The 21,273-nt window shown below is 34.8% G+C and carries 17 protein-coding genes and 1 pseudogene; 12 read left to right on the top strand and 6 right to left on the bottom strand.

From position 1 onward, the window contains the following. Nucleotides 1-334, top strand: a pseudogene (gene rpsP / locus Q1V95_RS05825) (30S ribosomal protein S16); the annotation flags it as partial. Nucleotides 335-346: 12 nt separating this feature from the next. Then, the gene (gene rimM / locus Q1V95_RS05820; RefSeq protein WP_300671519.1) at nucleotides 347-889 is read left to right on the top strand and encodes a ribosome maturation factor RimM; all 543 of its coding nucleotides are present in this window, start codon (nucleotides 347-349) and stop codon (nucleotides 887-889) included. On the opposite strand, the gene Q1V95_RS05815 is transcribed toward rimM, so the two are convergent. Together Q1V95_RS05815 and Q1V95_RS05810 are read right to left on the bottom strand one after the other, a co-directional pair. After that, nucleotides 890-1,972, bottom strand: a complete 1,083-nt coding sequence (locus Q1V95_RS05815) for a hypothetical protein (protein ID WP_300671516.1) — start codon at nucleotides 1,970-1,972, stop codon at nucleotides 890-892. A 184-nt stretch (nucleotides 1,973-2,156) separates the two neighbouring features. Continuing rightward, on the bottom strand, nucleotides 2,157-3,089 hold the full coding sequence (locus Q1V95_RS05810; RefSeq protein ID WP_300671513.1) for an XRE family transcriptional regulator: 933 nt from the start codon (nucleotides 3,087-3,089) through the stop codon (nucleotides 2,157-2,159). Between the two features lie 105 nt (nucleotides 3,090-3,194). Here Q1V95_RS05810 and Q1V95_RS05805 point away from each other — a divergent pair, with 105 nt between their 5' ends. The 3 genes from Q1V95_RS05805 to Q1V95_RS05795 are packed head-to-tail and all read left to right on the top strand — an operon-like array spanning nucleotide 3,195 to nucleotide 5,106. Continuing rightward, nucleotides 3,195-3,866 carry a hypothetical protein gene (locus Q1V95_RS05805; protein WP_300671510.1) on the top strand — a complete coding sequence of 224 codons (672 nt, stop codon included), beginning with the start codon at nucleotides 3,195-3,197 and terminating at the stop codon, nucleotides 3,864-3,866. Nucleotides 3,867-3,868: 2 nt separating this feature from the next. Further along, a complete protein-coding gene (locus tag Q1V95_RS05800; protein WP_300671507.1) occupies nucleotides 3,869-4,489 on the top strand; it encodes a hypothetical protein in 621 nt (206 codons plus the stop codon). 17 nt (nucleotides 4,490-4,506) lie between these two features. Next, nucleotides 4,507-5,106 carry a CDP-alcohol phosphatidyltransferase family protein gene (locus Q1V95_RS05795; RefSeq protein ID WP_300671504.1) on the top strand — a complete coding sequence of 200 codons (600 nt, stop codon included), beginning with the start codon at nucleotides 4,507-4,509 and terminating at the stop codon, nucleotides 5,104-5,106. An 82-nt stretch (nucleotides 5,107-5,188) separates the two neighbouring features. Here Q1V95_RS05795 and Q1V95_RS05790 read toward each other — a convergent pair whose 3' ends face one another. Beyond that, the gene (locus Q1V95_RS05790) at nucleotides 5,189-5,692 is read right to left on the bottom strand and encodes a hypothetical protein (RefSeq protein ID WP_300671500.1); all 504 of its coding nucleotides are present in this window, start codon (nucleotides 5,690-5,692) and stop codon (nucleotides 5,189-5,191) included. 133 nt (nucleotides 5,693-5,825) lie between these two features. On the opposite strand from Q1V95_RS05790, the gene asnS reads away from it, so the two are divergent. Beyond that, nucleotides 5,826-7,274 (top strand): asparagine--tRNA ligase, encoded by a 1,449-nt coding sequence (gene asnS / locus Q1V95_RS05785; protein ID WP_300671497.1) that lies wholly within the window; start codon nucleotides 5,826-5,828, stop codon nucleotides 7,272-7,274. 369 nt (nucleotides 7,275-7,643) lie between these two features. Here the strand turns inward: asnS and Q1V95_RS05780 are convergent, their stop codons facing one another. Then, nucleotides 7,644-8,654, bottom strand: a complete 1,011-nt coding sequence (locus Q1V95_RS05780) for an NAD(P)H-dependent glycerol-3-phosphate dehydrogenase (protein ID WP_300671494.1) — start codon at nucleotides 8,652-8,654, stop codon at nucleotides 7,644-7,646. 213 nt (nucleotides 8,655-8,867) lie between these two features. Between Q1V95_RS05780 and Q1V95_RS05775 the strand changes: the two genes are divergently transcribed. Continuing rightward, a complete protein-coding gene (locus tag Q1V95_RS05775) occupies nucleotides 8,868-9,740 on the top strand; it encodes a M23 family metallopeptidase (protein ID WP_300671491.1) in 873 nt (290 codons plus the stop codon). 406 nt (nucleotides 9,741-10,146) lie between these two features. Here the strand turns inward: Q1V95_RS05775 and Q1V95_RS05770 are convergent, their stop codons facing one another. Beyond that, nucleotides 10,147-11,415 carry a T9SS type A sorting domain-containing protein gene (locus Q1V95_RS05770; protein ID WP_300671488.1) on the bottom strand — a complete coding sequence of 423 codons (1,269 nt, stop codon included), beginning with the start codon at nucleotides 11,413-11,415 and terminating at the stop codon, nucleotides 10,147-10,149. A gap of 211 nt (nucleotides 11,416-11,626) precedes the next feature. Here Q1V95_RS05770 and Q1V95_RS05765 point away from each other — a divergent pair, with 211 nt between their 5' ends. From Q1V95_RS05765 to Q1V95_RS05755, 3 genes are all read left to right on the top strand, one after another. Further along, complete coding sequence (locus Q1V95_RS05765) at nucleotides 11,627-13,180, top strand: helix-turn-helix domain-containing protein (protein ID WP_300671485.1); 1,554 nt, start codon at nucleotides 11,627-11,629, stop codon at nucleotides 13,178-13,180. Between the two features lie 4 nt (nucleotides 13,181-13,184). Next, a complete protein-coding gene (locus Q1V95_RS05760; protein ID WP_300671482.1) occupies nucleotides 13,185-14,318 on the top strand; it encodes a tetratricopeptide repeat protein in 1,134 nt (377 codons plus the stop codon). Between the two features lie 608 nt (nucleotides 14,319-14,926). After that, complete coding sequence (locus tag Q1V95_RS05755; RefSeq protein WP_300671479.1) at nucleotides 14,927-16,198, top strand: GEVED domain-containing protein; 1,272 nt, start codon at nucleotides 14,927-14,929, stop codon at nucleotides 16,196-16,198. A 515-nt stretch (nucleotides 16,199-16,713) separates the two neighbouring features. Here Q1V95_RS05755 and Q1V95_RS05750 read toward each other — a convergent pair. Further along, on the bottom strand, nucleotides 16,714-18,003 hold the full coding sequence (locus Q1V95_RS05750; protein WP_300671476.1) for a T9SS type A sorting domain-containing protein: 1,290 nt from the start codon (nucleotides 18,001-18,003) through the stop codon (nucleotides 16,714-16,716). Nucleotides 18,004-18,260: 257 nt separating this feature from the next. Here Q1V95_RS05750 and Q1V95_RS05745 point away from each other — a divergent pair, with 257 nt between their 5' ends. Both Q1V95_RS05745 and Q1V95_RS05740 read left to right on the top strand, forming a co-directional pair. Further along, nucleotides 18,261-19,814 (top strand): helix-turn-helix domain-containing protein, encoded by a 1,554-nt coding sequence (locus Q1V95_RS05745; RefSeq protein ID WP_300671473.1) that lies wholly within the window; start codon nucleotides 18,261-18,263, stop codon nucleotides 19,812-19,814. A 4-nt stretch (nucleotides 19,815-19,818) separates the two neighbouring features. Further along, nucleotides 19,819-20,949: a tetratricopeptide repeat protein gene (locus tag Q1V95_RS05740; protein WP_300671470.1), complete on the top strand. Its 1,131-nt coding sequence runs from the start codon at nucleotides 19,819-19,821 to the stop codon at nucleotides 20,947-20,949. The last annotated feature ends 324 nt before the right edge of the window (nucleotides 20,950-21,273 follow it).

The following is a 21,273-nucleotide window of genomic DNA, read 5'->3' as shown; positions in this document are numbered from 1 at the left end:
TTACAAAGGTGCTATGTACAAAAAACACTTACAAGGTGGTGTTGCTAAAGGTGCTTTTGACGAAGCTGAAGCTGAGAAGAGATTCGCTGCTTGGGTTGATGCAAAAGAAGCTAAAGTACAAGGTAAAGTTGATGGTTTAGCGACTGCTAAAGCTGATGCTAAGAAAGCTGCTTTGGAAGCTGAGGTTAAAGTAAACGAAGCTAGAGTTGCTGCTGCTGCACAAGCTGAGGCTGATGCTAAAGCTGCTGAAGAAGCTGCTAACGCACCTGTTGAAGAAACTACAGAAGCGCCTGCTGAAGGAGAAGCTGCTGCTGAAGAAAACACTGAAGCTTAAGAATCCCAAATTATGCGTAAAGAAGACTGTTATTTATTAGGAAGAATTACGCGTAAGCACGGATTGGCTGGTCACGTGATCCTAAAATTGGATACCGATCAACCTGAACTTTACAATAAATTGGAATCAATATTCGTTGAAATCAACGGATTATTGGTTCCTTTTTTTATTGAAAAAACATCTTGGAGCAAGTCCGATGCGCTTAATATTTTACTTAAAAATATTACCGAAACGCTTGCTGACCAAGTTCTAGGGAAAGATGTCTATCTTCCGCTTTCTACTTTGCCAAAACTCTCTGGCAAACAATTCTACTACCACGAAATTGTCGGTTTCGAAATCCATGAAGAAGATGGAAAAACTTGTGGTACCATTCAGTCTGTTAACGACCAAACAGCGCAACATTATTTTATGCTACGATTGGCAGACAAAGATGTTGTTATTCCGATTATTAAAGATTGGATTTTGGAAGTTAATCGCGACGAAAAATTTATCAAAATGCAGTTGCCAGAAGGTCTTATGGATGTTTTCCTTGGCGAGCATAAAAAAGACGAATAGTTATTTTTTCGGTAAGAAATAAACTTCATATTTACCAACATTTTCCTTTTTATTTATCATTATTAAATAAGTTCCCAAGTCAGTGTCGATGAGGTGGCTAATACCTGTTTTGGTGTGATCTATTTTGGTTTCGGTCTTTGTTCCGTTGAGGTTGAGATTGTAATATTTCATATAGATTGGCGCATAACCAAAGCTAGCAACATAATGATTTCCGCGGCTAAACCAAACATTCCCCGTGACAATGCTATCTTTAGCAGTTTTAAATTCTGTTTTCAAAATGCTGGACGTATCGTAATAATTATCTTGCAACATATCCTTTTTTGGGACAAGCGTCATTTTCGGTTTTAATTCTTTTAAAAGATTTCGTTGATCGGGCTGATACTTAGTGTATTCGGTGGATATCGGCGACAGAAAACCATCTCTTAACAAAAAAGCTTCGTTTGAGTTGAGGTTGCAAAAATAATTGAAGGTTCCCCACGAGAAATTGTCGAGGTCGACTGAAGAATTACTTGGATTGCTTACCAAAGTCAGGTCTTGGATTTGCGAATACATCTTATCCTGAAAGGCTTTTTGCTCTTGATGTATTTGGTTAAATATCGCCGAATCTCGTTCCTGCTCCCCGCGATGCATTTGTTTGTCATACTTTTCCGCGATAACATCAAGGTCGAAAATAGGAATCTCTTTTTTAGTTTTATAATCAGGATATTGATACATAAATCTATTTACGTAAAGATTATTTTTGCTGTCAAGAAAAGCCAAATTCTGAATTGTAAAATTTGTTTTTAGACTGTCTTTTTGTAGGATTTTATCATTTTTAAGAATGAGAAGTTTCCAATCTTGACGATCGTTCAGAAGATATTCCGGTGAGTAAAAAAGATACAAGTAGTCGCCACGTGATAAAAACTTGATGCTATTTCGTTCTGTAGCAGTCCATTCCGCAACTTTTGTTAGTTTGATATTATTGTTTTTAAAACTCGGAAAGTGCGGAATGTCAGGATGTTTATCTTCTTCAATGTCCGATTTTGGCGAATAACATGAAACGGTAATTGCAGTCAAGAAAAGCAAATGAAGATAGTTTTTCATAATTGTATTTCTAAAAACTAAGATAAGATTTTGAAATTTTATTTAAACAAGATTAAAAGTACTAAACCACAAAAGCATAAAATATTTAACAACTTTGAATAAAGAGCATAATGAATTTAAGTTTCCTTTTAAGCTTAAACAATTTATTGTCTATCTTTTGTTGTTTAAATATTAAAAAAAATACTTAAACGAGTTCGTCTTTCAATGCATTAATTTTTCTTTTCATTTTATTAAAAAACAGAGCGCGATCTCGGTTTCCAGCATTATTCAAGGATTTTGAATTTTTGATTTGGTGTTCAAAGTAACTTTTGGCATCGTCAGAAGTTACTTTGTCATTGGTCATAATGTAGCCAAACATACTAAAGGGAACGAAGTATGAATTCTCAGTTTCGTTGGTGAACAAAATACTATTGTTAAGGATTACCAGCTCGTTGATGTAGATTTCAAAATTTTTGTTGTCCGCGATTTTCGATTCCAAGCGTTCGAATAACAATTCTAAATCTTCTAAGATTAGTTCGCCCTCGTTTGAAGAGATCATTCCAATTTCAAAATAGAATTTTATCTGTTGCAGAATACTCGAAATGCTACTTTCGTTCCAGATTTCGGTGACCTCCTGTTGTTCATAAAGTTCTTCTAATGCTTTGTTGCTTTCAGAATAGTATTTAAAATCAAAATCTTTGAACTTGGTCAAAAACTTATCTTGGTTAAGAAGATTCATCCAAACATAAAACTTGAATTTCGATAAAACGGAATCCGAAATTGTATAAAAAAATGGAATGTCTTTCGCTGAATAATAAACTTTTGCGTGCTGATTTTTGTTTTTAAACGAAGACAAAATCTTTAGCGAATTATCAAAATAATTAAGCAAGTCCTCAGATGACTTGACAGGTTGTGTGCGTTGTACAACCAACTGGTTTGGCGTTCCGACAAATTGGTCTAAAGAAATTTGATAATATCTTGCTAATTCTATAGCTTCTTCCAAACTGAATTTTGACTTCAACGAACTTCTTCGGTGTGCAGCATCGTAACTGATATTTAGGATGTTTGCCAACTCATCATTGAGGGATTTGTCGCCGATTTTTTTTCGTATTTCTCGAAGTAAAGCTTCCTGATACATCTTTTTGTGATTTTCACAAATTTAATAAAAAACTTAAATGTTTTACACATAGACAATCTTCTATTCTGCCTCTAATTTTGAAATAGAATTTTAAAAGTCAGAATTATGAAAACCTATTTTTTTATACTAATCACAATATTTGCAAGCTTGACAGTTTTTGGTCAAGAAGTAACAAGTTCTGGAGGTGGTGCTTCAAAAATAATTGCATTCACACCATTGTCATCTAACATTAGCGAAGTCAATGGACTTGCAGTTGGCATTGGTCTCGATGGAGATTTTAGTCCTAAATCAAAGAATTTTCAGACAATAAATGGGTTAAATCTCGATGTTAATCCGCTAGGCTTTTTGATGATATGTTTTTACGATACCTCAAAAGCACAAAATACAATAACCAAAGCGCAAGTTAATGGACTAAGTCTATCGCTGGCAGGTAATCTAAGAGATGTGAGTAATAGCGGCGTTGGTATCTCGATGTACAATTACGGAATGAATATGAATGGCGCTTTTGTAAGCCTTGTAAGTAATGACGTGGAAGAATTAAATGGACTTGGTGTTTCGATTTTTGGAAATCATGCAAGCAGTGGACGAGGACTTCATGTTGGAGGATTTAATTCGGCTGATGATTTCAAGGGAATGCAGATTGGTGTCTACAACCACATGCAGACAGGTTTCGGAATCCAAATTGGCTTGGTTAATATTTCGAAATCAACTTCGGGTTTACAATTAGGTTTTTGGAACCGAAACGGAAAACGTACAATGCCATTTATAAATTTTTAGCCATGAAGTATTTAGTATTTATTCTGTTATCAAGTTGTTTATTTGGACAAAGTGATAGTCTTAAAAGGGAAAAGCATTTGGTTTTTGAAGTGTCACCATCTTTTGATTTTTCTAACCGAATTGTAAAAAATAATGTTGGTGTTTCGGTTGGTTTTTGGTATCGATATCCAATAGAGTATGATGCAAGATTGGAGTTGGGAGGTTCTATAAAATACACCCAAGCAAAATATAATTTCGTCTATGGAAAAAATGGTGTTTTCTATGATGTTAACTCAGATATTGTTGATTGGAATTTGGGCGCCCGAATGGTTAAGAATTTTAAAATTAAAAATAAAAACATTGAGTGGATCTCCGAATTGACGATTGACAATATGTTTTTTGATGGTAAAAATATCCCAGATACGCCAAGAACAAAACCCGACGATCCTAACACAATTGTCATTAATGTAGATGTAGAAAGTATCGCTAGTTTTCGGCTGGCGCAAGGATTTAGGTTCTGGATTGGTGATTTTGGAATCATGCCACAGGTCTCTTATTCGCCGTATTCTTTTTGGTACAGAAACAAAATTCCAAATCGATTTGAGAAGTTGAGTGTCGATTTAATATTTTCAGTTAAACTATAATTTTTAAAATAAGAACGATGAAAAATATACCATACTTATTGATTGCGTTTCGATTTCTGTGCGCACCAATTATTTTAGTTTTAGCATTTTATTTAAAGATAGAAGCGCGAATTCCGATTTTGATTTTAATGTATTTAGGATTGTTTTCCGATATATTTGACGGAATTATTGCGCGAAAAGCAGGTGTTGCTTCCGAGAAATTAAGACGATTGGACAGTCAGACCGATTTGGTGTTTTGGTTATCCATAGGTATTGCAACTTACTTGCTCTTTCCAGAATTGATTAAACAAAACAAAGTTCCGATTATCTTAATCTTCGTTATGGAAGCTTTGTGTTACATCGTAAGTTTTGCAAAATTCGGAAAAGAAACCTGTACACATGCTTTTCTATCCAAAATGTGGGGACTGAGTTTACTACTTGCGTTTACCAGTTTGTTAGGTTTTGAGTATGCAGGTTGGGCTTTCATGACGTGCGTCGTTTTGGGCTTGATCTCACATCTGGATGTGATTTTGATTATTCTGATACTTCCAAAATGGCAACATGATATCCCAAGTTGCTATCACGCATGGCAAATTCGTCAAGGGAAAGCTATTAAAAAGAATGTTTTATTTAATTGATAAGTCTCTATGGATTGGTGTTTTTTAGAAAATCAATTCCATAGAGATATTTTAAGCGAAACGGAAAAGGAATTGTTTGCTTTTAGATTTTCGTAAAACCTCTGGCCATTTTTACAAAACCAACGAATATTGCCCCATAAGCTATAACTCCGCCTCCACTTTGCAAGGTGACAATTGTGATAATTAAGCCAACGGCGAATATAACGCCACCGATAACAATGTCAGTTCTACCACTTGCTTGTTCTTTCTTGTAATGAGCTTCATATTGAGCGAGAGCGATTTGTTTTCTTAATTGAGATTCTGGCGTTTCGGGCTCATAAGTTTCTTTTGCAAATAAATCGTCGTAAGAATCTGCTCCATTTTTTTGTAAAAATTGCTGAATAAATTCGCTTTCGCTTACATTATTCGTTGCTAAAAAACTGTCAACAATCTTTTGTGTTTCTTCTGGTAATGGAGCTTCTCGTCTTTTTGTTTCGCACAGTGCAATGGCAATTGCGTCGTTGTCATATTCTTGGAGATTGGACAAAATATTAGGGATATCTCTAGTCCTAACACCTGTAATTCCCTTTATCGATAAAGATTTCATTAAAATGTTTTCGCAAATATATTGTTTTTGAACGAAGTTTCTCAATAAGTAAGCTTTTGGACGATATTTTTACAAATATTCAGATTTAATCTTCATTGTATTTTTGTAACTTTGCAGACATTAATTTTTGATAATGAAAAAGCAAACAATTAAAGATCTTTTAACAGATTACAAGAAAGTTTTACATCACGACATTACAGTTTACGGTTGGGTTAGAGCATTCCGTTCTAATCGTTTTATAGCACTTAACGACGGATCAACGATCAATAATTTGCAAGTGGTCGTAGACTTCGAAAATTTTGATGAAAACATTATCAAAAATATCAACACAGCAGCTTCTCTTAAAGTAACTGGCGAAGTTGTGGAAAGTCAAGGTGCTGGTCAAACAGTAGAATTAATCGCGAAAAAAATTACAATTCTTGGTGACAACTTTACCGAAGAATTACAGTCAACGATTCTTCAACCTAAGAAACATAGTTTAGAAAAATTGCGTGAGCAAGCGCATCTTAGATTCAGAACCAATCTTTTTGGAGCGGTTTTCAGAGTTAGAAGTGCTGTCAGTTTTGCGATTCACCAATATTTTAACAAAAATCAATTCTTCTACATCAACACGCCAATTGTTACAGGAGCAGATGCAGAAGGCGCTGGCGAGATGTTTGGTGTTACCAACTTTGACCTTAACAATATTCCGCGTAACGAAGAAGGGGAAATCGATTACACGCAAGATTTCTTTGGTAGAAAAACCAATTTAACGGTTTCTGGTCAGTTAGAAGGCGAAACTGCAGCGATGGGATTGGGGCGCATTTATACATTTGGACCAACTTTCCGTGCTGAGAATTCTAACACAACACGTCACTTAGCGGAGTTTTGGATGATTGAGCCAGAAGTTGCTTTCAATAATTTGGAGGACAACATCGACTTGGCGGAAGATTTCCTAAAATATGTGATCAACTATTGTTTAGAAAACTGCAAAGACGATTTAGAATTTTTGGATAAGCGTTTTGCAGAAGAGCAAAAACAAAAACCAGAAAAAGAAAGAGCTAAAGAAGGTCTTATTGAAAAACTTCAAAACGTTGTTAACAAGCGTTTCAAAAGGGTTTCTTATACTGAAGCGATTGACATTTTGTTAAACTCAAAAGAGAATAAAAAAGGAAAATTTGCTTATCCAATCGAAGCTTGGGGAGCAGATTTGCAATCGGAGCACGAGCGTTTCTTAGTAGAAAAGCATTTCGAAAGTCCAGTGGTATTGTTCGATTATCCGAAAGATATTAAGGCGTTCTACATGAAGCTGAACGAAGATAACAAAACCGTTGCTGCAATGGATGTATTGTTCCCTGGAATTGGCGAAATTATCGGCGGATCCGAGAGAGAAGCGCGTCTAGATGTTCTTAAACAAAAAATGGAAGAAATGCATGTTGACGAGCACGAGCTTTGGTGGTATTTGGATACACGTAAGTTCGGGTCTGTGCCGCACGCTGGATTCGGTTTAGGACTAGAAAGATTGGTGCTTTTCGTAACCGGAATGACCAATATTCGCGATGTGATTCCTTTCCCAAGAACGCCAAAAAGTGCAGAATTTTAATAAAGTATTTGGTTTTTAGTATTTAGTTTTTAGATTTAATCCAATACTAGGATAACCAAAAATCATCATAAAATGCCTTTCGAAATTTTTTGAAAGGCATTTTTATTTCATCGAAAAGCTTTTAGAGTTGTTTTCTGAAGCTTTTCCCGCTCTCGGCTATATCTTTAGGCTTGTCGCTCGGACGGCTCCGCTACGCTCCGCCGCCTCACTCCAATCCCAAAGGATGCCGCCTCCATCGGGGCCAGAGATTTCGGATAATTATTTAGAGCCAGCTTAAAATTTCACCAAATTTTTAAATTTGAAATAAAAAAAAGCTTTGCTCATCCGGAGACAAGCAAAGCGCATCATTACCCTTTATATAAATGAATGCTAATTTAATTTTTCAGTCAATTTCGCGAATTGTTTCTCTGCATTTTTCTCTTCATACAGAATCGCAAAGATTGTGTTGATAATTGGAAGTTTTAACTTCTTATCCTTACAAATAGTATAGATACCGTTGGTTGCGTAATAGCCCTCGGCAACCATGTTCATTGATTGGATTGCAGATTTAACAGTGTAGCCTTTCCCGATTAAGTTTCCGAGGTTTCGGTTACGTGAGAACAACGAGTAAGCGGTAACCAAAAGGTCTCCAAGATACGCGCTTTCGTTAACATCGCGAGGTTCTGGATAGACAGCTTCTAGGAAAGTTTCCATCTCACGAATTGCATTAGAAACATAAACTGCGATGAAGTTGTCACCATAACCTAATCCACTAGCAATACCAGCACCGATTGCGTAAATGTTTTTAAGAATTGCGCTGTATTCGTTACCTAATATATCACAACTTTCATTCACTTTAATATAGAATGAAGAGAAAATTTTGGTAAGGACTGCGGTGTCTTTTTCCTCGGCAGATGCGATTGTCAAATATGATAAACGTTCCATTGCAACCTCTTCAGCATGACAAGGTCCTGCAATAACTGCTTGATTTTTGTAACCAATTTGGAATTTGTCGCGAAGATAATTGGCAACAATATCATTGTATTCTGGTACAATACCTTTGATAGCCGAACAGAATAATTTGTCTTCGTAATTGCAACTAAGATTTGCCAATGTCGACGCTAAGTAGATAGAAGGTGTTGCTAGGACAATGATGTCGCAAGCTTCAACCAATTCGTTAATGTCCGTTGTCAGTTTTAATTGTTTCATATTAAAACTAACCATCGGAAGATATGTTGGATTATGGCCACGCAATTGGATAGCGCCTTTCACGAATTCGTTACGGACATGCCAATGGATGACTTTACAATTTTCTGTCAACATCTTTACAATTGCCGTCGCAAAGCTTCCACTTCCAACTACACCAACTTTGGGCAACTGCGGTGATTTTGATTTTGCCATTTTACACTTTTTTTAACCTAATGCAAAGCTACAATTATATAATGAAAAAGAAAATCTTTAGAATGCTTACTGAGGTTCTATAGTTTGTGATTCTTTATGAATAATTAAAATTTATTTAAAGTTTGTTAAATAATTCTGCTTAATATTTCGTTTTAATAAAAAGTAAGTATTTTTGTAGCCTTAAAATTTTAAGTATAATCAATTAGAAAATATATGAAAAGATTTTTGAGAAGCAATAAAAAAACCAATATCGTCTTAGGTTGTTTGTTGGTGGTTGTATTTGCTCAAGCGGTCTTAATCGGGAAACTTTATTCTGAGAAAGACGACAAAAATTATCAAGTTAATTTAGTAAAGATTAATACAGTAAAAGATAGTATTGACCATCGCGAGCTAAAGGAAAATCTCCTAAGCGTTGACCAAGTGGTTAGAAATCTTAATGCATTTTTGGTTTCTAAAAATGTATCTGACCTCAAAATCGAAAGCCTTGCCAAAGATAGTTTGGCCAACGAGGTTTACCTTTCGAAGCAAAGCAATCGTTACAGCCAATATTTAGTTGATCTAGAGAAAAAGTTACAACAGGTTCCGCTCGGGATTCCGACTTCTGGTTATATTTCTTCTAATTTTGGTGTTCGTAAGAATCCTATTCCTTTCAAAACTGTGTTTGCATCTGTTAAACCTTTGAAAGCAACTCATGATAGTACTTCGGTTGCGTCAAATCCTACAATTAAAGAAGATCCGAAAGCTGGTCAAAATGCGCCTGCCGAGAAAGATCAAATGCAATTCCATAAAGGGATTGATGTTGCGGTTCCTTATGGATCTGATGTTGTGGCAGCTGCAGCTGGTAAAGTTATTTTCGCTGGTGAAAAAGGAGGTTATGGAAATTGTGTAATCATTTCGCACGGCAATGGCTTGGCAACACTTTATGGGCATCTTTCTAGCATTTCGGTGGCCACCAATCAAGAAGTGAAAGTAGGGGAGTTGATTGCAAAATCTGGTAATACAGGACGTTCGACAGGACCGCATCTTCATTATGAAGTTCATAAAAATAATACGCCTGTCAATCCTAAGTTATTTATGAATTTGTAATAATTTCGAAATTTCACGAATCTTGTTTTTAAATGTAAAAACACTTGTCGGATTTTAAGTAACTTTCGATGAAAGCCGAAAATATTGAAAGCATCTTTTGAAGATGCTTTTTTTTGTTTTTGACTTTTTCAATTGGTAATCAATATTGATGCGTTCACGGATTTTGCGTGAGCGATGATAGCGGAAATCCTTTGGGTTGGCGCGAGGCGGCGGAGCGTAGCGGAGCCGTCCGAGCGACAAGTTAAAGATTGTAGCGGACGTAGCGACCCGAAGTAGCGAAGGCTGAAACCTGATAGGTTTTTGAAAACCTATGAGGTTTTGTTTTGGAGGCGAGGGACACGCCCAAAATCTTACAACGTCGAAAAGCCCAAACAAGTCGGGCTTCTCACGAGATAACTTAAATAATTTATTGTTTAATGAATTTTTGGCTTGTTGCTTTACCGTTTACGTCATAGCTGATGATGTAGTTGCCTTTTGGTAGATTGTTAATGTCGATTTGAGAGCTAGTAGATGTTTTAACCAATTGTCCCGCAACATTGTGAATGCTAATTTTTGTATCAGCTTTGAGACCTGAGATATTTAAGATATTGCTTGCTGGATTTGGGTATACTTTGACTTCTGCCTTGCTGGTATTGTTGGTTGCAAGATAAGTAGTCAAATCTAGCATCCAAGTTTTCTGCTCAGCACCTGATTGTGCATATCCAGCATATTTTAGACCATCTGGTGACATTGCTGTAGGGTATAAATAAAGGCCCTGTACATCAATACCAAGTTTTTTTACATATTCTGTAAAGTCTTGATAACCACCATTTTTAGTCCATATGTAGCCTTCACTAGTAGGCAATAAGAATGAACTGTAGTATCCAATAATTATGGTGCCAGCATCATTTATTCCATTGACATAGCCTTTGTAAGTTGGGTTGGTCGTGTATTGTTGGCTTTCTATATAGGTTACTTTATTGTTAAGCCTGTCATAGATAAAAGGTAATTTGTTAACGTTAGGGTTTCCTGCCATTATAGTACCATCATAGTTAATTGCATGTACGATGCCTTCAACAAAATCGCCCGTTGCTGTTTTTATATTAATCTCGTTGCCATCCATCCAATATGTTGCTGTTCTTAGACTATTCAATTGATCCTGATAACCTCCGACAACTTTTTTGTCATTACTTATTGCATCTGCTCTTGAGTCTCTGTTTGGATACGTTGAACCTAAATTGATAAATCCTGTGTCTTTTACCCATTTGAAAGATCGAGTGTAGCCATTTTCGCCACCAGCTCCTACCGCCGTTGTCCCATCTGACGAAACGTCGAATAGTAATAGATCTCCTAGTATTGTCCAAGCTTGCGAATTGGTATCAAAGACGCCAAAGCCCAGCTTATTGGTATCAAAGTTTTTCGTTTGACCATATATTTTGGTATTATCTTCACCAGTTTTTGGGGACATTGCTTGGTCTTGTCCTGTTAATTGACCAAACTGTACCATTTCAGAACCTTTTAGCCATAGATATTGTTTCTGCGAATTAATAGCTGTAACAACGGTACCAGAATTATTTACAGAGCCTGGACGTGAATATCCTGGTGTGGTAACTGTCGAAAATACAAGTTGTGCATTAACAATGTTAGTTGTTAATAATGCGGCACAACTTAACGGAAGTAGAAATCTCTTTTTCATTTTATTAAAGGGGTTAATTTGATGGTACAATTTTACATAGAAAGTAATATCTTTGGAAGTATTAGTCTAGCAGAATTCGCGAATTTTTGTATTGTTTTTTTTGTTATTTCTAGTGATTATCTTCTTTTGGTGTAGTATTTATAAGGTTTTTTATCCGTAGAATGTTTTGTTTTAGAATTTTTTTTTAGTTTTCTTTTGTTCTTTGCAATTTGTGACTGCTCAGATAAAATCGGATTTTGAGGTGCTCTATAATCGAAGTTACACCAAGCTTTATCAGAATCCTGATGACTGTATTATGACCACGCAGAGTAATTTGCTTAATGTTAAAGCAGTGGATGATGATCTTAGTCTTCAGCAAATTCTTGGGCAGGCTTATATGTTAAAAGCGGAGTTTGTCCAATCTGTGAGAATCTCTCTTAGTCAAGAATCGCAAATCATGGATAAAGGAGAAGAGCGACCTCTATATTTTGATTTTATCATAGCCGAGCAATATCATAATCTTAAGCTTTTTGATGAAAGTAAAAAATTGCTCAACAATCTTATTAAAGATAGAGTTGAAAATAGAAAGCAAAAGTCGCAGCCTATTTTGTTCGCGAAAATCTATCAACTGCAAGCTGTTAATTATTTGATTTCAAAAGACTACTCTAAGGCAACTGAGTATTTAAGAAAAAGCGATTCTTATTTAACAGGAAAGCAATTGGCTTCGGATTATGTAAAGTTTGAAAATACTATTTTTAAATCTAGCATTCTTATCGCTGAAAAAAAGACAGAAGAAGCAAAAAGTCAGTTATTGCAACTTAAAGTGAATCTCAATGCTGCGGGGCAACCAAAATTTTTGTTTGCGCTTGCTTGTGAGAAATTATCGAATTGTTATTTTTTGGACAAAAATTACCAAGCTGCAATTCAGGAGCTGGAATTGGCTTTAGAAAAATTGGGTGAGTTGCCATATATTTTACTAAAAAGAAATCTATACAGCGATTTGTCTAAGAATTATTTAGCATTAAATGATATGGCTAAATATGAGTCCAATAATAAGCTTTTCTTGGATTTGAATCAGAAAATTAACAATAATCAGAAAGAAGGGATAAGCTATCTTATTAAGATTACTAAGGATCTCGAAGAGAATAATATTGCAATCAGCAAGAAAAAACAATCTACAAAAAGTCTACTTATTTTTGGTTTTACAAGTTTGCTGGTTTTGGTATCAGGGATTTATCTCTATACTGAAATTATTAAAACCAAGAATTTTAAAAAACAAATTCTCTTCCTAGATCAACGCTATAATTCTGAAGGTGCAAAACCCGAAATTATCGAACCTGAGGTCGGCTTAGAAGATATGGTTGATGTTGAAAAACAACCTGAAAGTCCAGAGGCAGAAATACAACCCAAAATCGAACGTCAGTTTATTATCCCAGCTGAGACGCAAAAAGAAATCTTGGATAAGCTAACGGTTTTCGAAAATTCTGATTTTTATCTGAATAAAGATATTTCGATAGCGGTTTTGGCGATTCATTTGGATACCAATACCAAATATCTTTCGGATATCATTAATACTTACAAAGGCAAAAACTTTAATGCATACATCAACGAATTGAGAATTAATTATATTGTCTCTTTATTGGAAGAAGATCCAACCTATCTCAATTACAAAGTTAGTTATCTAGCAGAAAAGGCTGGTTTCTCATCCCACAGTCTTTTTGCAGCTGTTTTTAAAACGGTTACAGGTATTTCTCCGAATATTTTTATCAAACAATTAAAAGCCTAATGCAATGAGAAATTATTTTTTATTTTTCTTTTTGAATGTGCTTTTGGTTTTTGGACAACCAACAGATTTGGATTATAGAATAAGAAGCCAGATATACAGTGATCCTAATAAAGCTATTTTTTCATTAGATAGTTTAATAAATAAGTCCAAAGTCCCAGGTGACAAATTAAAATATTATCTTCTTTTATCCACCGCTTATACCTCAAAAAGAGATTTGGATAAGTCTTTCGAATCTATTAAAAAAGCACAAGATTTGTTGAAGTACATTAATGATGATAAGGCTAAAGCAAGTGTATTACTTAATATTGCTATCCAATATCAGCAGATGGAGCTTTTTAGTAATAGTTTTGACAATCTAGAAAGTGCGGAAAGTTTGGCTGTAAAACTACCTGATACTATGGTTATAAAATTTTCGACTTTGGGAATGATTTATGGAATTCGTGGGACGAATTATCGGATCCAAGATAATCCAGAATTGGCTTTGGAGAAATTTTACAAATCAATTTGGTATTTTAATAAGTATAAAAAAGGCGTTTTTCGAGAATCTAACTTGAGTGTTATATACTACAATGTCGGATACTGTTATTTGGAACTTAAGAATTTTGATAAAGCAAAAAGTAGTTTTCTGGAATCTTTAGAATTGGCAACAAATAATAAAGCTTTAAGTCTAGAAGCTTATGCTCTGAAAGGACTAGGTGAGCTTTATTTTTACGAGCAAGATTATTCGCAGGCACTTAACTATCTAGATCAAGCTGAGGCGAAAGCTAGCAATGTCAGAGATTTGACTTTAGACAATGGGATTTATCTACTAAAAGCTAATAATTATTTGGCTCTAAAGCAAACAGATCTTTATCGTGATTATTATGAAAAGTATCAAGCTGTTGTTTCTCAAAAGCAAGAAAGTGAAATGGCTATTATTGGCAAGTCTATTGATGATATGCGAGAAGCTAATCGTTTGATTATCAATGAAAATATAGCGTCTTCTCAAAGGCTTAATATTGTTATAATAGTAGTTAACTTTTTGGTTTTAGCAATTATCGGATTTTTTATTTCTAAACGTTTGAAAATTAATCGTCTCCTAGCTAAGGACATTAACGAGAAGTTTTCGCAACGTAAATTATCTTCATTTTCAAATTAATGACATTTCGAGATAAGTGAATTAATCTCCATTTGGTGGACTTTTGCAAAATGCTTTCTCCAAATCAAGTTGTTTTTTTATCGTTAAAATTTTTTTTGACATCAAATTTTTTGAATTTTTTTTGGGCATGTTGTCTAGCAAAAAGTGCTTTGTCCAGAACTGATATTAATTATCTTTTTCATTTTCTATAGGTACAGTTTTGCGTGAGCGATGATAGTGGAAATCCTTTGGGTTGGCGCGAGGCGGCGGAGCGTAGCGGAGCTGTCCGAGCGACAAGCTAAAGATTGTAGCGGACGTAGCGACCCGAAGTAGCGATGGCAGAAACTTCATAGGTTTTTGGAAACCTATGAGGTTTTGTTTTGGAGGCGAGGGACACGCCCAAGATATTGCTAAAATAGAGGAAGAAGCATTAAATTGTATCAGAATTCATGCATTCTTGTATTGTTGTAGCTTCAAAATTTATATTATTAGAGAATTTTTTTCTTAATTGCACTATAATTTTGATTTTGGTACACAGGCGTTGTAGACAGCTTTTGAAGCTACGAGACGCTACATTACTACCAAATCTTAAGAATTGTTTTAACACTTAAAATCTGAATAATTACAATATGAAGAAAATTTTACTGTCAAGTGTCTTGGCGCTCGGAATAATTGCAAATGCTCAAGTCCATCCGTCTACAAATTTGAGAACTGAAACAAAAAATGCTTCAGAATTTCCTTATTATGATATTACAGGAAAGTTGAATGCAGCAAACGCAAAGAATGACTTGAATAATCAGACATCGAACACTTCTGTTGGCGAATCGAATACATCTAATTTGTTATCTCCTCCTGGTTGTGCAAATTTGTTTAGCCCACCTAATAACTCTATTGGTAGTGTGTATGATCCCATAGTTTTTACATGGAATCCTCCATTGGGTGGCGGTGCTACAACCTACGATCTTTATATCGGTCTGGATCCAGGTGGTATGATATTGCTCGGACCGTCCACTGTAACTGGTGGTTATGTTGGTGGTACTACACCTGATACAAAATACTATTGGAAGGTTATTGCGAAAAATGCGGATGGTTCAGCAATTAATTGTGAAACATGGTCTTTTACCACAATGCCATCATTAGAGCCTTATTGTGGACCTATTTATAGATACGAAGTTGAACCGATTACTTATGTTAATTTCAAGTTTAATACTGCAAAAACATCGAGTGATAATACTACTTTTCAACACGAAAATTTCATTACCAATACCTTTAAAGTTGAAAAGGGTGGTACCACAACAATTAGTGTAAATTCGAATACTGGCGGTGCTGCTAAGAAGCATTATTATACGGTCTTTGTTGATTGGAATCAAAATGGCAATTTTAATGATGCAGGAGAAGTTTATTATGCAACAGCTCCGTACTTCTCTAATCTAGGAAGTGATGGTGTTGATGCGGCAAAAATTGTAACAATGGACATGGTGGTTCCTGAAAATGCTGTTTTGGGCAAAACGCGTATGAGAATTAAAGCGATTAATGGTCCTACAAATGCACCAACAACCGCTAATCTTAACAATATGAAGAATCCGTGTGCCAATACGGGAGATGCTGCAGGTCAAGCTGAAGATTATACTATAGAAGTTGTTCCGAAAGGCTCATTAGCGGTTAATGATATTAGTAAATCTAATTTGTCAGTATATCCTAATCCTTTTAAAGATGTTGTGAAGATTTCTGACATCAAAGATATGACAGGTATTGTCGTTACCGATCTATCAGGAAGAACTGTGATAAGCTCTAAGCCAAGTACGGATCTTAACCTTTCTCAATTGAAAAAAGGTGTGTACATCATCAACTTCAATTATTCTAACGGAGAAACGAAGTCTACTAAAGTTATAAAAGACTAAGTTCGAAATAATTAAAATGTAAAAAGGAAATTCCCCAATTATTTTGGGGAATTTTTTGTTTGGTATTCCCACTGGAGGAAATTAATGCGAGCTTTAGTTGAATGTTTTGAAATAAAATTAACTTGGATCATCTTAGCGCTTGAAGCAATTTTTTGACTATTTATGTCTTCGACTATGCGAATCTTTGATTGGTGATGAAGTAGTAAGTTTTGGGGTTAAGTGTTTGATATTGACTTTGTTGATACGTTTGATTAGGTTTTCCACTTTACTCTGGGTTGTAACATTTCTATTCTCAACGCACAATAAGATAATGGTAAAAATTAATCTGTGTGACTAATTTTCCTAAAAGGCTATAAATGTATTTTTTTATTGACGAGTTTATCTTGCTGAAAAAGACAAATCTTTTAGATTTAAGATACTTTAAAAATTACTCACAGGAACTTTAGTTTTTGGTCTGTTATACAAATTAGAAAAGCCCGAGTAAATCGGGCTTTTCAAGAGATAACTTAAATAATTTATTGTTTAATGAATTTTTGGCTTGTTGATTTACCATCTACCTCGTAGCTAACAACATAGTTTCCTTTTGGTAAACTGTTAATGTCAATTTGTGAGCTAGTAGAAGTTTTAACCAATTGTCCTGCAACATTGTGGATGCTAATTTTTGTATCTGCTTTAAGACCAGAAATGTTTAAAACATTGCTTGCAGGGTTTGGATAGATTTTGATAGCTGTTTTATTGGCATTTTGCGCAGCTAAGTATTGTGTAAGATCTACTCTGAAAAGCTTTTTAGATTTTGTAGAACCAGTTACCTTTAGACCATCAGGAGATATTGCTGTTGGGTGTAGGTATTCGCCTTGCACATCAATACCTAAGCTTTTAACGTAATCTGTAAAATCTACATATCCAGTTGCTTCTGACCACATAAAGCCTTCGGTTGCTGAGCTTCGGATTGATCCAAAATAACCGATAACCGTTTTTCCATCAGCGGTCATACCATTAATTGATCCTTTATAGAAGAAGTCAGCTGTACTTCCTTTACCAATTATGTATGTTACTTTGTTAGTCGTTCTGTTGTAATAATAAGGATAAGCTCCCCATAGTGGATTACCTGCAAGTTTGGTACCGTCATAAGATATAGATCTAACAAAACCTACCCACTCGCCGGCATCATCTTTAATAATTTTTTCTACACCATCAACCCAATATGCGCCAGATCTAGATCCGTCTTCTTGATCTTGCCAACCACCAATAACTTGATTATTGCCACTTATGGCGTCTGCTCGTGTCATCGTTCTGTCAATTAGAGATCCTAGATTAACAAAGCCAGTTGCTTGCGTCCATTTGAATGCTCGTGCCTTTTTATCAGAGTCATAGGCAAGTCCAACTATTGTTGAGCTATCAGTGGACATCGCATACGGTGATGAAGTTAGACGATCCATAGATCCGCCCATGCCCCCAAGATTTGTCCAATATTGACTATTGACATCATAGAGACTTGCTTCGTATTTGCCAGTGTCATTATTAAACATTAATGCACTAATCTTGTTGTTGTCTGCTCCGATTTGAATGAATAGCGTTTGCATAACATTGTCTGCCAATTCACCAATTTGTTCTACTTCTTGACCTTTTTTCCACAAAAGATATGTATGTACATCAAGAACACCCACAACTGTTCCAGAGTTATTGATTCCTGTTGGTGCAACAGAATATGGTACAGCCATTGGAGAATACTCAAGTTGCGCATTAATAGTATTAGTCATAAATAATGCTGCGCAGCTTAAAGGAAGTAAAAATCTTTTTTTCATTTTATTAATAGGTTTTAATTTGATAATACAATTTTACATAGAAAGTAATATCTTTGGAAATATTAGTCTAACAGAATTCATGCATTTTCGTATTGTTGATATTTTAAATGATTGATTATTAAATAAATGTGTTGTTTGTAGTTGTTGAGTGATTTTTGAAAACCTTATGTTATGGGGTGTAGTTTATCAGATTTTTAATCCGTAAAATGTTTTATTTAAGAAGTTTTTTTTTAATTTTCTTTTGCTCTTTGCAATTTGTGACTGCTCAGATAAAGTCGGATTTTGAGGTACTCTATAATCAAAGCTACACGAAGCTTTATCAAAATCCTGATGACTGCATTATGACCACGCAAAGCAATTTGCTAAATGTCCAAGCAGAGGATGATTATCTTAGTCTTCAGCAAATTCTTGGTCAGGCTTATATGTTAAAAGCGGAGTTTGTCCAGTCTGTCAGAATCTCTCTTAGTCAAGAATCTCAAATTATAGATAAAGGAGGAGAGCGACCTATATATTTTGATTTTATCATAGCCGAACAATATCATAACCTTAAACTTTTTGATCAAAGTAAAAAATTGCTCGATAATCTTATTAAAGAAAGAGTTGAAAACGAAAAGCCAAAGTCACAGCCTATTTTGTTTGCAAAAATCTATCAATTGCAAGCTGTTAACTATTTGATTTCAAAAGACTATTCTAAGGCAACTGAGTATTTTAAAAAAAGTGATTCGTACTTAACCGATAAGCAATTGGCTTCGGATTATATGAAGTTTGAAAATACCATTTTTAAGGCTACTATTCTTATTGCAGAAAAAAAAACAGAAGAAGCAAAAAGTCAATTATTAGAACTTAAAGCTAATCTCGATGCTGCAGGACAGCCAAAGTTTTTGTTTGCGCTTGCTTGTGAAAGATTGTCGAATTGCTATTTTTTGGACAAAAATTACGAAGCTGCAATTCAAGAGTTGAATTTAGCTTTTGAAAAATTGGGTGAATTACCTTATGTCTCGTTAAAAAGAAATCTGTACGGCGATTTGTCTAAGAATTATTTAGCTTTAAATGACATGGCTAAATATGAATCTAATAACAAGCTTTTCTTGGATTTGGATCAGACAATTAACAATAATCAGAAAGAAGGGATAAGCTATCTTATTAAGATTACTAAGGATATTGAAGAAAATAATATTGCAATCAACAAGAAAAAGCAATCTACAAAAAGTCTACTTATTTTAGGTATTGCAGGTTTATTGATTTTAGCATCAGGGATTTATCTCTATACCGAAATTGTTAAAACGAAGAACTTAAAAAAGCAAATTCTCTTCCTAGATCAACGCTATAGTTCTGAAAGTGCAAAACCTCAAATTATTGAACCAGAGATTAGCTCAGAAGATATCGTTGATGTTGAAACGCAACCTGAAAATCCTGAGGCTGAAAAACAATCTAAAAGTGTACGTCAGCTTATTATACCTGCAGATACGCAGAAAGAAATCTTGGATAAGTTAACGCTATTCGAAAATTCTGATTTTTATCTTAACAAAGATCTTTCGTTAGCGGTTTTGGCGAGTCATCTGGATACTAATGTCAAATATCTATCGGATGTCATCAATAATTACAAGGGCAAAAATTTTAATGCATACATCAACGAGTTGAGAATTAACTATATCGTTTCTTTGTTGGAAGAAGATCCAGCCTATCTCAATTATAAAGTTAGTTACCTCGCCGATAAAGCTGGTTTCTCATCCCACAGTCTTTTTGCAGCTGTCTTTAAAACTGTTACAGGTATTTCTCCGAATACTTTTATTAAACAATTAAAAGCTTAATATTATGAGAATTATTCTTTTGTTTTTGTTTTTAAATGTGCAGTTCTTTTTCGCGCAGTCTTCTTCTAGAGATTCTTTGGAAGCAGTCGCTAGTTCGCAAATCCATAATGAGCCCGACAAAGCGATTAAAACCCTTAATAAATTGGTTGCAGAGGCCCAAAATCCAAGTATTAAAGTTAGATATTATCTTCTCTTGTCAACAGCTTATATTGCGAAACGAGATTTGGATCAGTCTTTTAAGTCCATGAAGAAAGCGCAAGACCAACTGAAGTATATTGACGATGATAAAGCTAAAGCAAGTGTGTTACTAAATGTAGCAATCCAGTATCAACAAATGGAACTTTTTAGTAATAGTTTCGAAAATCTTGAAAGTGCGGAAAAGTTAAGTCTTAAGTTGCCTGATACCATGACATCAAAATATTCGATGTTGGGAATTATATACACAGTTCGTGGTATAAATTATAGAACACAATCCAATCCAGAATTGGCTTTAGAGAAATTTTCAACAGGAATTTCGTATTTTAATAAGTATAAAAAAACGGTATCGCGAAATTCTAACTTAAGTGTAATCTACTACAATATTGGATATTGTTATGTTGAACTTAAAAACTTTGAAAAATCAAAAGAGGCTTTTCAGAAGTCATTAGAATTGGCAACGAATAATAAAGCCTCTAGTTTAGAAGCTTTTGCATTGAAAGGATTGGGCGAGCTATATTTTTATGATCAAGATTATCAAACTTCACTAAGTTATTTGGATAAGGCAGAATCTAAAGCAGATAATATTGGTGATTTAATTTTGAATAAAGGAATCTATCTATTAAAGGCTAATAATTATTTAGCTCTAAAGCAAACAGACCTTTATCGTGATTATTATAAAAAGTATCAAGCTGTTGTTTCTCAAAAACAAGAAAATGAAATGACTATTATTAGCAAATCTATTGATGATACGCGAGATGCTAATCGTTTAATCATCAATGAGGATAATGCATCTTCGCGACTACTAAATATAATTGCTGTTGTTGTCAGTCTTTTGGTTTTGGCTATTCTTGGATTTTTTATTTCCAAACGTTTGAAGCTTAATCATCTCTTAACAAAAGAGATTAACGAGAAGTTTTCACAACGTAAGGTTTCTTAGTTTTCTTATTATTCATTTAGTTCTTTTTTAAACGACTTTGCGTGAGCGATGATAGCGGAAATCCTTTGGGTTGGCGTGAGGCGGCGGAGCGTAGCGGAGCCGTCCGAGCGACAAACTAAAGATTGTAGCGGACGTAGCGACCCGAAGCAGTGGTGGCAGAAACCTCATAGGTTTTTGAAAAACTATGGATCAGTCCTAAAACCAGGGGAGGGTTTTGAAAAAAGCATAAATTTGTGATATGCTAAATGAGACAGAATTACTTAAATTATTACTGCCCGAATACCTAATCAATCACTTTGAGATAGTAAAGTTCGAAGAAAAAGA

Origin of the sequence: Soonwooa sp. (genome assembly GCF_030151385.1) — a bacterium.
Classification (GTDB): Bacteria; Bacteroidota; Bacteroidia; order Flavobacteriales; family Weeksellaceae; genus Soonwooa.
The sequence above is the reverse complement of the archived record's forward strand: the minus strand, read 5'-3'. Positions and strand labels throughout refer to the sequence as shown.

What these genes read in the sequence shown, in the direction of transcription:
- rimM (WP_300671519.1), top strand. Translation starts at nt 347, where the DNA reads ATGCGTAAAGAAGACTGTTATTTATTAGGAAGAATTACGCGTAAGCAC.
- Q1V95_RS05805 (WP_300671510.1), top strand. Translation starts at nt 3,195, where the DNA reads ATGAAAACCTATTTTTTTATACTAATCACAATATTTGCAAGCTTGACA.
- Q1V95_RS05775 (WP_300671491.1), top strand. Translation starts at nt 8,868, where the DNA reads ATGAAAAGATTTTTGAGAAGCAATAAAAAAACCAATATCGTCTTAGGT.
- Q1V95_RS05810 (WP_300671513.1), bottom strand. Translation starts at nt 3,089, where the DNA reads ATGTATCAGGAAGCTTTACTTCGAGAAATACGAAAAAAAATCGGCGAC.
- Q1V95_RS05750 (WP_300671476.1), bottom strand. Translation starts at nt 18,003, where the DNA reads ATGAAAAAAAGATTTTTACTTCCTTTAAGCTGCGCAGCATTATTTATG.
- Q1V95_RS05780 (WP_300671494.1), bottom strand. Translation starts at nt 8,654, where the DNA reads ATGGCAAAATCAAAATCACCGCAGTTGCCCAAAGTTGGTGTAGTTGGA.
- Q1V95_RS05755 (WP_300671479.1), top strand. Translation starts at nt 14,927, where the DNA reads ATGAAGAAAATTTTACTGTCAAGTGTCTTGGCGCTCGGAATAATTGCA.
- Q1V95_RS05795 (WP_300671504.1), top strand. Translation starts at nt 4,507, where the DNA reads ATGAAAAATATACCATACTTATTGATTGCGTTTCGATTTCTGTGCGCA.
- Q1V95_RS05800 (WP_300671507.1), top strand. Translation starts at nt 3,869, where the DNA reads ATGAAGTATTTAGTATTTATTCTGTTATCAAGTTGTTTATTTGGACAA.
- Q1V95_RS05815 (WP_300671516.1), bottom strand. Translation starts at nt 1,972, where the DNA reads ATGAAAAACTATCTTCATTTGCTTTTCTTGACTGCAATTACCGTTTCA.
- Q1V95_RS05760 (WP_300671482.1), top strand. Translation starts at nt 13,185, where the DNA reads ATGAGAAATTATTTTTTATTTTTCTTTTTGAATGTGCTTTTGGTTTTT.
- Q1V95_RS05790 (WP_300671500.1), bottom strand. Translation starts at nt 5,692, where the DNA reads ATGAAATCTTTATCGATAAAGGGAATTACAGGTGTTAGGACTAGAGAT.
- asnS (WP_300671497.1), top strand. Translation starts at nt 5,826, where the DNA reads ATGAAAAAGCAAACAATTAAAGATCTTTTAACAGATTACAAGAAAGTT.
- Q1V95_RS05740 (WP_300671470.1), top strand. Translation starts at nt 19,819, where the DNA reads ATGAGAATTATTCTTTTGTTTTTGTTTTTAAATGTGCAGTTCTTTTTC.
- Q1V95_RS05770 (WP_300671488.1), bottom strand. Translation starts at nt 11,415, where the DNA reads ATGAAAAAGAGATTTCTACTTCCGTTAAGTTGTGCCGCATTATTAACA.